The following is a 13540-nucleotide window of genomic DNA, read 5'->3' on the forward strand; positions in this document are numbered from 1 at the left end:
GATGACCGTTCTTTAATTGTTGATTTTATCAAGTATCAAAAATACAAAATAAAATCCCTCGTTATTAATACTCTTACGTCAAATCCTGCCTCTCAAAGCCAAACCCTGCCACTTCTTCAAAGGCTCTTGCTCCCTGCTCTAATTTTAGGCTTTACGCAAAATTCTAAAACAAAATTTATTATGAGTACACAGCAAAAAGACTTGTCGTATTTCAAATTACGACTGCAAGAACACCTTAACAGTAGCTTTCCTGAAAAAGCACACGACCAAAAATTTATCGACCAGCGCTGCTCGTGGGCTGCCAATGCTTATGAGGGTGCGTTCAGCTCCGGAAACGCTATCGACCAATGCAATGAGATTGCGAATTACATACTCTTTGAGGGATTACACTTCTCCAAGTTTGATACGGTTTTTCAGGTCGTGTGTAATGAGTTCGACACCCTAATGGCAGACGAGGAACTGCGACCGTTCGCACTTAAAATGTTCCCTGTCTGCGAGCCTGTTTTCTCCAAGTATGAATTAACAGATGATTTCGCCTACGGGTATGAGTTTGATGTCCTCTACACCGAACTGACGGGAACAATCGCCATTTGGATTGAAGATAATGGGCTTCAGTAAAAAGCAACATCTCCAACAGAATATTGATGCCCTGCGGATTGCTTTTAAACTGGAGAACGAGAAACGACAAGCTACCGTAGGTGAAAGACTACTAATGATGCAATGCAGCGGATTTGGCGGTCTTAAATTCGTTCTGAACCCCATAGCGAACGAAATAGACATCAATCATTGGCGGAAAACCGAACACGATTTATTCCCGATTACGCAGGAACTCCACGAATTACTAAAAGAAAACGCTACGGACGAAAAGCAATACCGCCGGTACGTGGACAGTATGAAAAGTTCGGTACTGACCGCTTTTTATACACCGCCGGAGGTTATCAACGCTATATCCTCAACATTGAGGGATAGCGGTCTGAACATTGACAAATTCCTCGACCCCTCCGCAGGTATCGGGTCTTTTGTTCAGTCCTTTGCAGAGAGCCAAACCAAAGTTACAGCCTATGAAAAGGATTTATTGACGGGCAAAATTCTAAAACACCTTTATCCCGAAAGCAATATACGTGTGAGTGGCTTTGAAGAAATCCCCGATAAGGAACAAAACACGTATGATGTAATTGCCAGCAATATACCGTTTGGCGATACTTCTGTATTCGACATTTCCTATTCCCGAAGTAAGGACAGTGCAAAAGTACAGGCTGCTCGAAGCATACACAATTACTTTTTTCTGAAAGGGGCTGATATGCTCCGTGATGGCGGTATATTGGCTTATATCACTTCGCAAGGCATACTTAACAGCCCGAAGAACGAACCCATACGCAGGGCGTTAATGGAAAACAATAATTTGGTTTCGGTTGTGCGGCTGCCCAACAATCTGTTTACAGAATATGCAGGTACAGAAGTTGGAAGTGACCTGATTATCCTGCAAAAGAATACGGCAAAACAAAGCCTGACCGAAACGGAAGAACTGTTTTGCCAAAGCAAGCAAACCAAATACAATACGCCAAGCAATGCTTACTTTCAGAATGGAACAAGGGTCATACATACCGACCGTAAAATAGATACCGACCCTTACGGACAGCCCGCAATCATCTATACCCATAAAGACGGTGTTGCCGGAATTGCCAAAGATTTGAAACAAATGCTTTCTGATGATTTTGGAAAGCACCTGAATTTGTCTTTGTACAAAGGCGAACGGAACGATGAGCCAATCGTACAAATTCCGGTACAGTCAACGCCCCCAGTCATTGAGCGTGAAATTATTCAGCCGGAACAACCTCGTTTTACGCAAACAACCATAGTAAAGGAAAGCTCACAGGAATTTACACAGCTAAGCATTTTCGACCTGTTTGAAAATGTGAGCGAACCTGTAATGGCGGTTGCTCCACCCAAAAGAACTACGCAAGCCAAAAGACAGACCGCTAACAAAAGACGAGGTGCGATAGGTCGCCAAACTGACCTGTTCAGTTCTGCTACGCAACAGCCTTACACACCTCCGATTTCAAACGGTACTACAAACGGAACAACGGCTATCAATGGTGAAAAACAGGAAGCAATCGGCGATTTGTTTTCGCAAGTAAACGGGAATGGCCAAGCTGATAAGCAAGCTATTTCCGTAGCCGTTCCTGTTACCATTCCCGAACCTGCCTTATACAGTAAGGAATTGCAATCGTACCACCGTAACGATTGCCTTGTCGTGGACAATGGCTGGGTCGGTCATTTGCAGGAGGTCGATAAGGAAAACGGAACGGCAATGTTCCACCCGTTGCAACTGCCGTCAGCCCAAAAAGCAAGAGCCGAAGCCTATATCGCTGTGCGTGATACCTATAATGACCTGTATCAAAAAGAAGCCGAAAAGCAAACGGAACATAAGGAAGAAAGAGAAAAACTGAACAGCCTGTACGATGCCTTTGTCAAAAAGTACAGCAACCTGAACAGTGCCGATAATATCAAGCTGATTAAAACGGATAGTGCCGGAAAGGAAATCCCGTATTTGGAGCGTGTGAAAGGCGGTATTGTTCAAAAAGCGGATATTTTCAGCCACCCCGTAAGTTTTTCTACCACAACATTAGCAACCGACAATCCAAAGGAAGCGTTAGCGGCATCGCTGAATAAATACGGAACGGTTGATTTGGACTATATGTCCGAAATCAGCAATATGACTACCGATGCCCTGAAAGAGCATTTACACGGTCGTATTTTTTACAATCCGTTGGAAAGGGAGTACGAGATTGCCGAACGCTGGATTGCCGGTAACGTGGTGGAGAAAGCCAAAGAAATCAGTGCCTATGTTGAAAGCAATCCCGATGATAAGGAAGCCAAACAAAGCCTTACGGTATTGGAGGAAGCCCGACCAAGACGTATCGAATTTGAGGAACTCGATTTTAATTTGGGCGAACGCTGGATACCCACAGGCATTTATGCCCGATTTGCTTCACATCTTTTTGATACGGACGTACTTGTTCATTATTCTGAAAGCTCCGACGATTTTTCAGTAAAGTGCGACCGTAAGAATTTACACATATGGGAAAAATATGCTGTCAAAGCCGAAAGCAGAACGTTTGACGGGATTGCTTTACTAAAACACGCCCTTGTCAATACCACACCGGATATTACCAAGAAAATCAAGGTTGGCGACCAAGAGGTCAAGGTACGGGATATGGAAGCCATACAAATGGCATACACCAAGATTGACGAAATCCGTACCGCATTTACCGAGTGGCTTCACGCCCAAAACGATGAGTTTAAAAACAGGCTGACCGACCAATACAACGATACGTTTAATTGCTTCGTCCGCCCCAACTATGAAGGAACACATCAGGATTTTCCGGGATTAGACCGTAAAGCATTGGGCATTAAAGACCTGTATTCGAGCCAAAAGGACACCGTTTGGATGATAAAACTCAATAACGGTGCTATCTGCGACCACGAAGTAGGTGCAGGAAAAACCCTTGTGATGTGTGTGGCAGCACAGGAAATGAAGCGTTTGGGTTTAGCCCACAAGCCTATGATTATCGGGCTGAAAAGCAATGTTCACGAAATTGCCGAAGCCTACCGCACTGCTTATCCACACGCTAAAATCCTGTTTCCTGGCAAAGAAGATTTTACGCCCCAAAAACGCCTGCGGATTTTCGGGGATATTAAAAATAACGATTGGGATTGTGTAATCCTTACACACGACCAATTCGGAATGATACCCCAAAGCCCCGAAATACAAAAAGAAATCCTTGAAATAGAATTGGACAGCGTAGAGCGTAACCTCGATGCCCTACAATCGCAAGGCAAGGAAGTGACCAGAGGAATGCTTGCCGGAGTAATCAAGCGGAAAGAAAACCTCGAAGTAAAGCTCAAAACCCTACAACACGATATTCAAAACCGCAAAGATGATGTGGTGGATTTTAAGATGATGGGTATAGACCATTTGTTCGTGGACGAAAGCCATCAGTTCAAAAATCTGATGTTCAATACAAGGCATACACGGGTTGCCGGATTGGGCAATGTGGACGGTAGTCAAAAGGCAATGAACCTGCTCTTTGCTATCCGTACCATTCAGGAACGCATCAATGCGGATATGGGAGCAACTTTCCTTTCGGGTACAACTATCAGCAATTCATTAACGGAATTGTACCTGCTGTTCAAATACCTGCGACCAAGAGCAATGGAAAAGCAGGGTATTCATTCTTTTGATGCGTGGGCAGCTATCTATGCGAGGAAAACAACCGATTATGAGTTTTCAGTCGCTAACAATATCGTGGCAAAAGAGCGTTTCCGATACTTTATCAAAGTGCCGGAGCTTGCCCAATTCTATTCTGAAATCACGGATTACCGAACAGCAAAGGATATAGGCATTGACCGCCCGAATAAGAACGAGGTGCTGTATAACATACCACCTACTCCAGACCAAGCTGAATTTATCCAAAAACTAATGGAGTTTGCCAAAACAGGAAATGCGGAACTGTTGGGCAGACCAAAGCTAAGTGCCAGCGAAGAAAAAGCAAAGATGCTTATTGCTACGGATTACGCCCGTAAGATGTCGCTCGATATGCGAATGGTAAGCGGTGCTTATGAAGACCATCCAGATAATAAGGCTTCGCATTGTGCCAATAATATTGCTAAGTATTATAACCAATACAACGCACAGAAAGGAACACAATTCGTTTTCTCTGATTTAGGAACCTACAAGCCGGGCGAATGGAACGTGTGCTCCGAAATTAAACGTAAGCTCGTGGAAGACCACGGTATACCTGCGAATGAAGTCCGGTTTATTCAGGAAGCCAAAACGGACAAGCAACGTAAGGAATTGATTAAGGGAATGAACGAGGGTAAAATCCGTGTGCTGTTCGGTTCTACAAGTATGCTGGGTACGGGCGTGAACGCACAGAAAAGAGCCGTTGCCGTTCATCATTTAGATACCCCTTGGCGACCGAGCGACCTTGCCCAAAGGGATGGCAGAGCTGTTCGTAAGGGCAATGAGATTGCCAAGTTTTTTGCAGATAACAAAGTAGATGTAATCATCTATGCCGTAGAAAAATCACTGGACAGTTATAAGTTCAACCTGCTGTACAATAAACAGCTATTTATTGACCAATTAAAAAACAATAATCTCGGTAAACGTACCATTGACGAGGGCAGTATGGACGAAAAATCGGGAATGAACTTTTCGGAATATGTGGCTATCCTTTCAGGAAATACAGACCTGTTGGACAAAGCCAAATTAGAAAAGCAGATTGCAGGACTGGAAAGCGAAAAGCAAGCGTTCAACCGTTCTAAATTCAGTGCTAAATACAAGCTACAAGACTTTACGGAATTGCTGGAAGCCTCCCAAAGTAGGTTAAACCGAATGAGCCTTGATTGGGAAAATTTACAGCAACGCATACAAAAGCGTTCTGACGGCACTATCGCAAACCCTGTTCAGTTGGACGGCTTACAGCCCAATGCGGATATAAAACAAATCGGAGCGAAACTCAACCAGCTTGCGGATAAAGCCCGCACCGGAGGTCAGTATGAAGAAATAGGAAGCCTGTATGGATTTACCTTATTGGTTAAAACCGAAATATCCGAAAAAGAGGGCGTAGATATTCGGGTAAACCGCTTTTTGGTACAGGGAGAGGGCAATATCAAGTACACTTACAACAATGGTTTAATGGCGAAAGAACCCGAAACCGCATCATTGAACTTTTTGAGGGCATTGGAAAAATTGCCCGGCTATATTGACCAGGAACAAAAGAAGATTACTGAAATTAAAAAAGACCTGCCTATACTTCAGGAAGTAGTGGGCGGAACGTGGTCTAAGGAAAGCCGATTGAGCGAACTTAAAACGGAACTGGCTGCCGTGGAACGAAAAATACAGTTATCCATTACCCCTGAACCTAAAGAAGATGCTGTGGAGCAGACCGAAAAACAGAAAGAAACGCAAAAGGTTTCAGAGAGCATTGTACGGACAAAGGGTATTCATCTGTCTCGTGGGGTATTGTAATGTAATCTAAAAGTAACCACTATTTTTCGTCCTCTTCGTCCATTTTCCTAATCAAGGCATCACGCAAACTGTCCAGAAATTTGGTACGGTTTATTTTCCGGGATTTAAGTTCCATAAACGTATGATAGAAATCGCCCAAACTGATATTGAAGGTATTTTCAAATGTTTTGGCGATGGCTATTATATCGGCATTGCCAAAAGCACCCTGCGAATGCAGTGCGTAAATCAATTCGGTTAATGCTGTTTTGCTCTCTGCCCAGTTTAACGAAGCGTGGTAGCGTGATTTCCGCTGGTTGTTGTTATTCAGTTGGTCTTCAATATAGACTTGTATCAGGTCATTGGCGATAATCTTTGCTGCCTTATAATCGTGGGAAGTGGAAAACCTATGGTCGGTTTCAAAATACACCGTATCCAGGCTCAATTTTATGTCGTGTTTGCCACGCAAAAACAGCTTCTCATCAATAAATGTATTATTGGTGCGGTAGTATTTATAAAATTCAATATTATTGTCAAAATACTTTTTGAGCTTTCTCAACTCTTCGTTGAAATGTTTCCTGATTGCCTTTGTTTCATTAGGCTTTTTTGTTTCGATTTTATAAATGGCATTGTAGTAAATGAGTTTTGCGACAATGGCTGGCTTCTGATGTTTGAAGAAATGAATTTCGGCATCAGTATTCTTAAACCCGTTCTTCAGTACGTACTCTTTTACTTCAGATAAAGATTTAACGATAAGTTCTATAATGATTTCAATACGTTGTATAGAGTGTTCCGATTCGATTTCTATATCCTGAATGTCGTGTTCAAGTTTATGTAGTATTTTATTATAGGTTACATCCATAGCTTTAATTAAATGTGAAAAAACAGACCAATGCATTTAACAAACTTTACCTGGATGCTTCAATAGCTTTTAGTAATTCCTTTATTTCTAATGGCTTTAACACCCCGTTGTATCTGAACAAAACCTGATATTTAGTATCTAATAAAACCCAGGTAGGGAAAGCAACTTTTTCTGAACCATTTAAAGCTACAGCAAGCTCGTGAATACCCGATGACAACCCTGTAGGTTTGTATTGAAAGGTTTTCTGTTGAAACACAATATCATCTTTGCCTTCGGCATTGAATATTACATAGTAGAACTTGTCGGACTGCATTAAGAAATCCTTATTCTTTTCTAATTGATTTTTTTGCATCTGGCAGTACTTGCACCAGTCTGTTGAAAGCAATATCAGTATTGGCTTTTCTTTTTTTAACATCAGGCTATCTACATCCTCAATGGCAAAAGTTTTCATTTGGGCAGTAGCGATACTGCCCAAAAAGAAAACCATAATAATAACTAATCCAAATCTATTTACTAAGCTCATTAATTAATACAGATTATAACGGAAACCTAAGAAGCCTCTTATTCCCTGATTAGGTCCATATACATACGATGGGTCAAAAGTCAATCCATAAGGATTGTCAGGCGTTACCATTGCCTGTCCGTTTCCGTCAAATTGAACATTATTGTCAAACGGGTCATTGGCTCTTGCTATGATAAACGGATTGCCTTTGTTTGGTGTCCAGTTCAAAAGGTTTTTAACACCACCATAGATTTCAATATTCTTACCAACTTTCTTTGTTAATTGAATATTCTGTATGCTCCACCAAGGGGAATATTCGCTACGGGGGTCGGTGTCGCTCAATAAAGGTAAACGCATTGGTCCATACAGGTTACCTGTATAATCCACGGTCAATCCTATGCCTTTGAATGTGTACCCAACATTCCAGGTTCCTGTAAATTTCTCGGTAAATAATTGTCTTACTTTTTCGCCTTCCTCTTTACTATACACATCCATAGCAGTTGCTCCGGCTAAAATTTTCAAACCATTAGGGAAAGCTACATCTATGTTTAATGATATACCCTGTGACACAGCGTGACCATCTAAATTGTCATAAATAATTTTGTTAGGGTCAGTATCATAGTCTGCTATGATTTTATTATTAAAATAGGTGTAAAATGCGGTGGCATCTAATCCGATAAATGTACTTCCTGCATAAATCTTTTTTACGAAGTTCAGATTACCATTCCACGAAGTTTCCGGTTTTAAATCATTAATAAAAACGACCTCTCTTGCTCCGGTTAAAGCTGCGTGGTCTTCGGTGAATACGTTAGCAACCCTGTAACCATTACCAAAACTTAAACTTAATACATTGTTTTTATTATCAGAACTCCACTTATAGTTTACACGTGGAGTAAGGATACTACCGTGTAGTGAATTATAATCGTAACGCATTCCTAACAATACTTTGTTATTGTCGTTAAACGTGATTTCGTCTTGTATAAACAGACCTGGCAGATTGGTATGGGTTGGTTTATTTTTGTCCAAGTCGTTTGCATCTGCTGTTGCAGGCGTATTATCATCGTAATAGGTATAACGATAGGCAAGACCAGTCAATAAATCGTGTTTCCCTAATGTTTTAAACCAGGTCAATTGACCAAAAGCTATTTTCTGGTCAGCCATATATGGGGTATTGCCGTAAACGGAATTTTGGTCGTGTCCGTTGGCACTGAACTGGAAAAATATTTTTTCGCTTACAGGTAGCTGATAGTTACCCATCAATTCCCAACGGCTGGTATAGATACTTTCGCCATACACTTCATCGCCACCTCTGTATTTCTTTTCCCAATTCATTTCTCCACCCCAACGGTCTTCATATACATATCGTCCTGCCAAAGTAAATACCCTGTTGTCTTTTCTGTCAAAGCTCCATTTATTGAAAATTGAAATTCGGTTTTGCAAAGTCACATCGGTAAAATTGTCGTTGTTATTGTCAATAGGGTTGCTGTAATTGAAGTAATTTACACCCAATAGTGACTGAGCTTTTTTACCAACGCTGAACTTAGCGGCTAAATCGGCATTAACCTCTGCCCAGGTTGTTCCAAATACATCCGCAGAAATAATAGGTGCATTGCCGGGTCTTTTGGTAATAATATTAATCAAACCGCCCACGGCTTCACTACCATACAGCGTTGATGCCGGTCCTTTCACGATTTCTACACGGTCAATAAGAGCCTGTGGGATACCGCTCAATCCATATACGGTAGAAAGCCCGCTGACAATCGGCATACCGTCTATCAATATCATTGTATAAGGACCTTCTAATCCATTTATATGTATATCGCCGGTATTACATACATTACAGTTTAATTGAGGACGTACCCCATTAATATTTTGTAAGGCATCAAAAAGGGATGGCGTAGGATTAGCTTTGAAAAACTTGGAGGTATAAACTTCGACGGGTACAGGGCTTTCCAGTTTAGATACTTCTTTCATCGTTCCGGTGATAACAACGCCTTCCAATTCTTCCGAAGATTCTTCCAAAGTAAAATCTTTAGAAAGCGATTCGCTGTTGATAGTTATGGATTCTCTGTATTTGTTAAAACCGATATGGTTTACTTCTACCTCCCAAGTTCCGTAAGGAATGTTTTCCAATCGGTAATTACCCTGGTCATCCGCAGATGCACCGATTTTTAGTTTGGGGATAAAAATGGATGCAGCCTCCATTGAGGTTCCTTTTGCATCCGAAATTTTCCCCGACAGCTTACCTGTCTGGGCGTAGGTTATCAAACCGGTAAGCATAATAACTGCTGTAAATAGTGTTTTGAATTTTGCCATTTTATTTTATTTTTAAAACTATATTTTTAGATTGACAAAATTACTAAGTTAGATTATACTAATAAAATAAATTCTAACTTTGTTGTTAGTTGGGACTAATATTTAATACTTTTGCTCTATGATATCACAGACGGAAGAGAATTACCTGAAGGCTATATATACGCTTACCAGTTTAAAAGGTGAGGCAAGTGTGAATGACATCAGCAAGCAGTTGGACATCAAAATGCCTACTGTAAACAGTATGATGAAAAGGCTTGCAGAAAAAAAGCTGGTGGTTTATGAAAGCTACAAGCCGCTTAAACTTACTGCTGCCGGCAAGAAGCAGGCGGCTCTTATTATCCGTAAGCACAGACTGACTGAGATGTACCTCGTGGAAAAAATGGGATTTGGCTGGGAAAATGTACATAATATAGCCGAGCAGATAGAGCATATCCAGGCACCGGAATTTTTTGAGAAGATGGATGAGTTATTGGGCTACCCCAAAGTGGACCCTCACGGTTCACCTATACCGGATGTTGATGGTAACATTGCCTCTGACCATTATATAAAGTTAAGTGATTGTAAGCCCGGCGATGTGGTTACTTTTATGGCGGTACAGCCATCCTCCGAAGAATTGCTGAAATTCCTGAACAGCCGTGCGTTATCATTAGGATTGGATATTAAGATTGAACAAATCGAAACTTTTGACAACAGTATGCGTGTCAGCTATACAGGCAAGCAAAACGAAATGTTGAGTAATCAGGTCTGCGACAAGCTGCTCGTGAGTAAAAATACAAAAAAATAGTTGAGCCTTCTTTGATGATGTCCAACTATTCTCTAATACTTAATCAATATCTATTCCTTCAAAACAATTGTCCGTTCAACAGACGTATTTTCTCCGTTCAATGGCTTTCCTGAAGCATCAATCAAAGTCAGTTTAATGGTGTTTTCTCCAAGTGGCATACCTTTTATCTGATAAGGCTGCCAATTATCCAAGACTAATTTTTCTCCGTTGATAGAAGCCTGCACTTTATTTCCATCCTTGGAAAGCGTGGTATTCAACACATAAAAATCAAGCAATACAGCTTCGGTGTCTTTCCCTGCATATTCTCCTTTTGGTCTGCTGTAAAAAAGCATAGGCGAAGTCGGAGTTTCTAATTCCCGGTATTTGCCGTCATTGGAAATTGCAAAATGTTTCAATACAAAAGCTGACGGTTCTTTTATGGACTCGTGATAGGAGCGGGAAAGAAAAGACAACAGGTAATGTTCGCTGCCTTTTTTCAACTTTACTTCATTTTCAGGCTTATACAATGCGGCGTAAGGTGCATTATCCATAATGAAATGAATATGCTGCCCGTCGTGCGAATTAGCAAGAAAATGTGCATTATGGTCTTCGGTATGTTCCGTAAGCGTAAAATTTTCAATGTCATAATTTACTTTGAAAGATACCGAGTCTGAATTAATTTCCTGAACCTGAATATCCTGTATTCTGAGCGTAGCTCCGGGAAACACCTTAGAATGTCCCACAGGTGTAACTGTTACTTCACTTTCATCTGTTTGATTATTTTCTTTTTGTCCTTTGCTATTGCATCCTGCTAAAAGCATTAATGCAATAACGTTCATTCCAATTAGTCTGAATGTCTTGTTCATCTTCTATTAATTTTAAATCTGTTATTCTATGTTTTGCGACAATGAAATATCCTTTATCGCCAATTTTCTTTTTTTGTTTTTCAGCACAAATTGGGTGTACACGAAAACAATGGCAAACACAACTCCTGTCATTAACGCCATACATCCGGCAATGGAAGCGTTGAGCCAATACGCCAACCAATATCCGGTAAAGGAAACCAGAATGCCGATACCTACCGTAATGAAAAGCATTTTCTTTAAGTTTTCGGTTAGTAGATAAGCTGTTGCAGGCGGTCCGATAAGAAAAGTAATGACCAATATCGCTCCCACAGATTCAAAGGCACTTACCGTAGTAAAAGATACTGCTGCCATCAGGAGGTAATGCCACAATGCGGTAGAAATGCCGATAGCCGTAGCAAAAGACGGGTCGAACGAGGTTAGCTTCAGTTCTTTGTAGCCGAAATAAATAAACAATACCACCAGAAGCAGCACTACCGAAAGGATATATACCGGTTTGGGACCTATATTTGTGCCGTCAGCAAGTATCCAAAGGTTGATGGGTACATAAGCGAGTTCTCCGTACAGTACACAATCCTGGTCAAGGTCTATCTTTCCGGCAAAAGTGCTGATAAGTATGATGCCCACCGCAAACATAAAAGTAAACACAATCCCGATGGAAGCATCGGTCTGTAAACGGGCTTTGCGGTGCAGGTATTCGATGATGAATGTCGCTAATAACCCCGTGGCTCCTGCACCAAGAAGCATCGGAAGCGTATCACGGCTACCGCTCCATAAGAAAGCGATAACAATGCCAGGCAATACGGCGTGGCTGATGGCATCGCCTACCATACTCATTTTGCGGAGTATGAGGAAACTGCCCAGCAGTCCGCAGGAAATAGCCACCAGTGCTCCGGTTAATATTATCCAAAATGCTATCATTTTATCTGTTTGTATTACTTCGGTATCACCGTTCCGTGCGGGTCAGTGTCCGGGTTGTCCAAATATTTTTCCAGTTGTTTTTCGAGTTCGGGCGTGATGTAATGCTCCATTTCCTCGGCATTGTCGTGTACGTGGTCGGGAGCTATTTCCATATAATTGGTCAGGTACAATTCCCACAAACGGTGTAACCGCACTATCTTTTTTGCTTTTTCAAGACCGTTTGCTGTCAGTTGCCATTGTTGGTATTCGTTTACCACCTCTTTTCTCTTTTTAAGCCTTGTCAGCCCGGACTTCAATTGTGCCGGTTGCATTTTCCGGAAAGCCAGCAATTCTTCCGCCGTCCTTTTCTTATCGAAATTATTTTCTTTCTCTCCGATTTGATAAAACAGTTTCAGTATATTTTCATCCACCATTGTACGGCTGTTTTTGTTCCGCTTCATTGTTTTGGGAACAATTCCCAACGGAGCAAAAAAGAACGAAAAAAATGCAATCAGTGAAGAAACCACTACCATCCACGGACCCGTAGGCATTGCCGGGGCGATGTACGAGATGTACGCCCCTGCCAGTCCCGATAAGGCTCCGAATATCGCTGCCAGCCCAACCATTCTTCGGATATTGTGTGTCCAATACCTTGCCGCTGCGGCAGGCGTAATCAGCATCGCCGCCATCAGCACAACGCCTACTGCGGTAATGCCCGTTACCACCGCTAATACGGTAAGGCTGGTCAACAACATATCCAATTTTCGCACGGGCAAGCCCAATACCTGGGCATAATGCTCGTCAAAAGCGATAATGGTAAATTCCTTAAAAAACGCCAGTGTAGCCACAATCAGCACCACGGCAATAATGGAGAAGGTTATCAGGTCGCTGCCAACAAGTGTTGCTGCCTTCCCGAATATAAAACTGTCCATTCCGCTCTGTGCCGCATTGCCCGATTGTTGTATGTAGGTCATCATCACGATGCCCAGAGCAAAGAACACTGAAAGTACCAACCCGATGGCGGCATCTTTTTTTATCTTGGATTTAGCCGTGATGTAATCTATTGTTACCAAAGAAAGCCATCCCGAAATGAAAGCTCCCACAAGCATCAATGAAATATTCTTTGTCCCTGCAAAAAGAAAGGCGGCACAAATACCCGGCAAAACCGAATGGGAAACGGCATCGCCTACAAGTGATTTTTTCTTCAGTACAATGAACGAACCCACGATGGCGGCACTTACCGAAAGCAGGATGCTCCCGATAACCACATACTTGATATTTGGGTCATTGAATGAAAAAAAGTTGATGAAATTATCCATTGTTT

9 protein-coding genes are annotated in these 13540 nt (G+C 41.8%); 3 read left to right on the top strand and 6 right to left on the bottom strand.

Features of this window, described 5'->3' with window-relative positions:
• The first annotated feature begins 180 nt into the window (after positions 1–180).
• Positions 181–618: a DUF1896 domain-containing protein gene (locus BN8061_RS05340; RefSeq protein ID WP_068597137.1), complete on the top strand. Its 438-nt coding sequence runs from the start codon at positions 181–183 to the stop codon at positions 616–618.
• Positions 605–6034 carry an N-6 DNA methylase gene (locus BN8061_RS05345; RefSeq protein WP_068597139.1) on the top strand — a complete coding sequence of 1810 codons (5430 nt, stop codon included), beginning with the start codon at positions 605–607 and terminating at the stop codon, positions 6032–6034. The genes BN8061_RS05340 and BN8061_RS05345 overlap by 14 nt, the downstream gene beginning before the upstream one ends.
• Before the next feature lie 19 nt (positions 6035–6053).
• On the opposite strand, the gene BN8061_RS05350 is transcribed toward BN8061_RS05345, so the two are convergent.
• Genes BN8061_RS05350 through BN8061_RS05360 form a run of 3 tightly spaced genes read right to left on the bottom strand, consistent with a single transcriptional unit; the run spans position 6054 to position 9654 of the window.
• Positions 6054–6908, bottom strand: coding sequence for an RteC domain-containing protein (locus BN8061_RS05350; RefSeq protein ID WP_431355981.1), 855 nt, complete (start codon positions 6906–6908; stop codon positions 6054–6056).
• Between the two features lie 10 nt (positions 6909–6918).
• Positions 6919–7395 (bottom strand): thioredoxin family protein, encoded by a 477-nt coding sequence (locus BN8061_RS05355; RefSeq protein ID WP_078690902.1) that lies wholly within the window; start codon positions 7393–7395, stop codon positions 6919–6921.
• A gap of 3 nt (positions 7396–7398) precedes the next feature.
• The gene (locus BN8061_RS05360) at positions 7399–9654 is read right to left on the bottom strand and encodes a TonB-dependent receptor (protein ID WP_235802689.1); all 2256 of its coding nucleotides are present in this window, start codon (positions 9652–9654) and stop codon (positions 7399–7401) included.
• A gap of 154 nt (positions 9655–9808) precedes the next feature.
• Between BN8061_RS05360 and BN8061_RS05365 the strand changes: the two genes are divergently transcribed.
• Entirely contained in the window at positions 9809–10474 is a 666-nt protein-coding gene (locus BN8061_RS05365) for a metal-dependent transcriptional regulator (RefSeq protein WP_068597147.1), read from the top strand.
• A 50-nt stretch (positions 10475–10524) separates the two neighbouring features.
• Here BN8061_RS05365 and BN8061_RS05370 read toward each other — a convergent pair whose 3' ends face one another.
• From BN8061_RS05370 to BN8061_RS05380, 3 genes are read right to left on the bottom strand one after another with little or no spacing between them, the layout of a single operon-like run.
• Positions 10525–11319 (bottom strand): hypothetical protein, encoded by a 795-nt coding sequence (locus BN8061_RS05370; RefSeq protein WP_068597149.1) that lies wholly within the window; start codon positions 11317–11319, stop codon positions 10525–10527.
• Between the two features lie 21 nt (positions 11320–11340).
• Positions 11341–12237, bottom strand: coding sequence for a metal ABC transporter permease (locus BN8061_RS05375; RefSeq protein ID WP_068597150.1), 897 nt, complete (start codon positions 12235–12237; stop codon positions 11341–11343).
• A 14-nt stretch (positions 12238–12251) separates the two neighbouring features.
• Positions 12252–13535 carry a metal ABC transporter permease gene (locus BN8061_RS05380; protein ID WP_068597152.1) on the bottom strand — a complete coding sequence of 428 codons (1284 nt, stop codon included), beginning with the start codon at positions 13533–13535 and terminating at the stop codon, positions 12252–12254.
• Between the last annotated feature and the right edge of the window lie 5 nt (positions 13536–13540).

This window comes from Vaginella massiliensis (genome assembly GCF_900089075.1).
In the GTDB taxonomy this organism is placed as follows: domain Bacteria; phylum Bacteroidota; class Bacteroidia; order Flavobacteriales; family Weeksellaceae; genus Weeksella; species Weeksella massiliensis_A.

What these genes read in the sequence shown, in the direction of transcription:
- BN8061_RS05340 (WP_068597137.1), top strand. Translation starts at nt 181, where the DNA reads ATGAGTACACAGCAAAAAGACTTGTCGTATTTCAAATTACGACTGCAA.
- BN8061_RS05345 (WP_068597139.1), top strand. Translation starts at nt 605, where the DNA reads ATGGGCTTCAGTAAAAAGCAACATCTCCAACAGAATATTGATGCCCTG.
- BN8061_RS05350 (WP_431355981.1), bottom strand. Translation starts at nt 6,908, where the DNA reads ATGCATTGGTCTGTTTTTTCACATTTAATTAAAGCTATGGATGTAACC.
- BN8061_RS05355 (WP_078690902.1), bottom strand. Translation starts at nt 7,395, where the DNA reads ATGAGCTTAGTAAATAGATTTGGATTAGTTATTATTATGGTTTTCTTT.
- BN8061_RS05360 (WP_235802689.1), bottom strand. Translation starts at nt 9,654, where the DNA reads ATGCTTACCGGTTTGATAACCTACGCCCAGACAGGTAAGCTGTCGGGG.
- BN8061_RS05365 (WP_068597147.1), top strand. Translation starts at nt 9,809, where the DNA reads ATGATATCACAGACGGAAGAGAATTACCTGAAGGCTATATATACGCTT.
- BN8061_RS05370 (WP_068597149.1), bottom strand. Translation starts at nt 11,319, where the DNA reads ATGAACAAGACATTCAGACTAATTGGAATGAACGTTATTGCATTAATG.
- BN8061_RS05375 (WP_068597150.1), bottom strand. Translation starts at nt 12,237, where the DNA reads ATGATAGCATTTTGGATAATATTAACCGGAGCACTGGTGGCTATTTCC.
- BN8061_RS05380 (WP_068597152.1), bottom strand. Translation starts at nt 13,535, where the DNA reads ATGGATAATTTCATCAACTTTTTTTCATTCAATGACCCAAATATCAAG.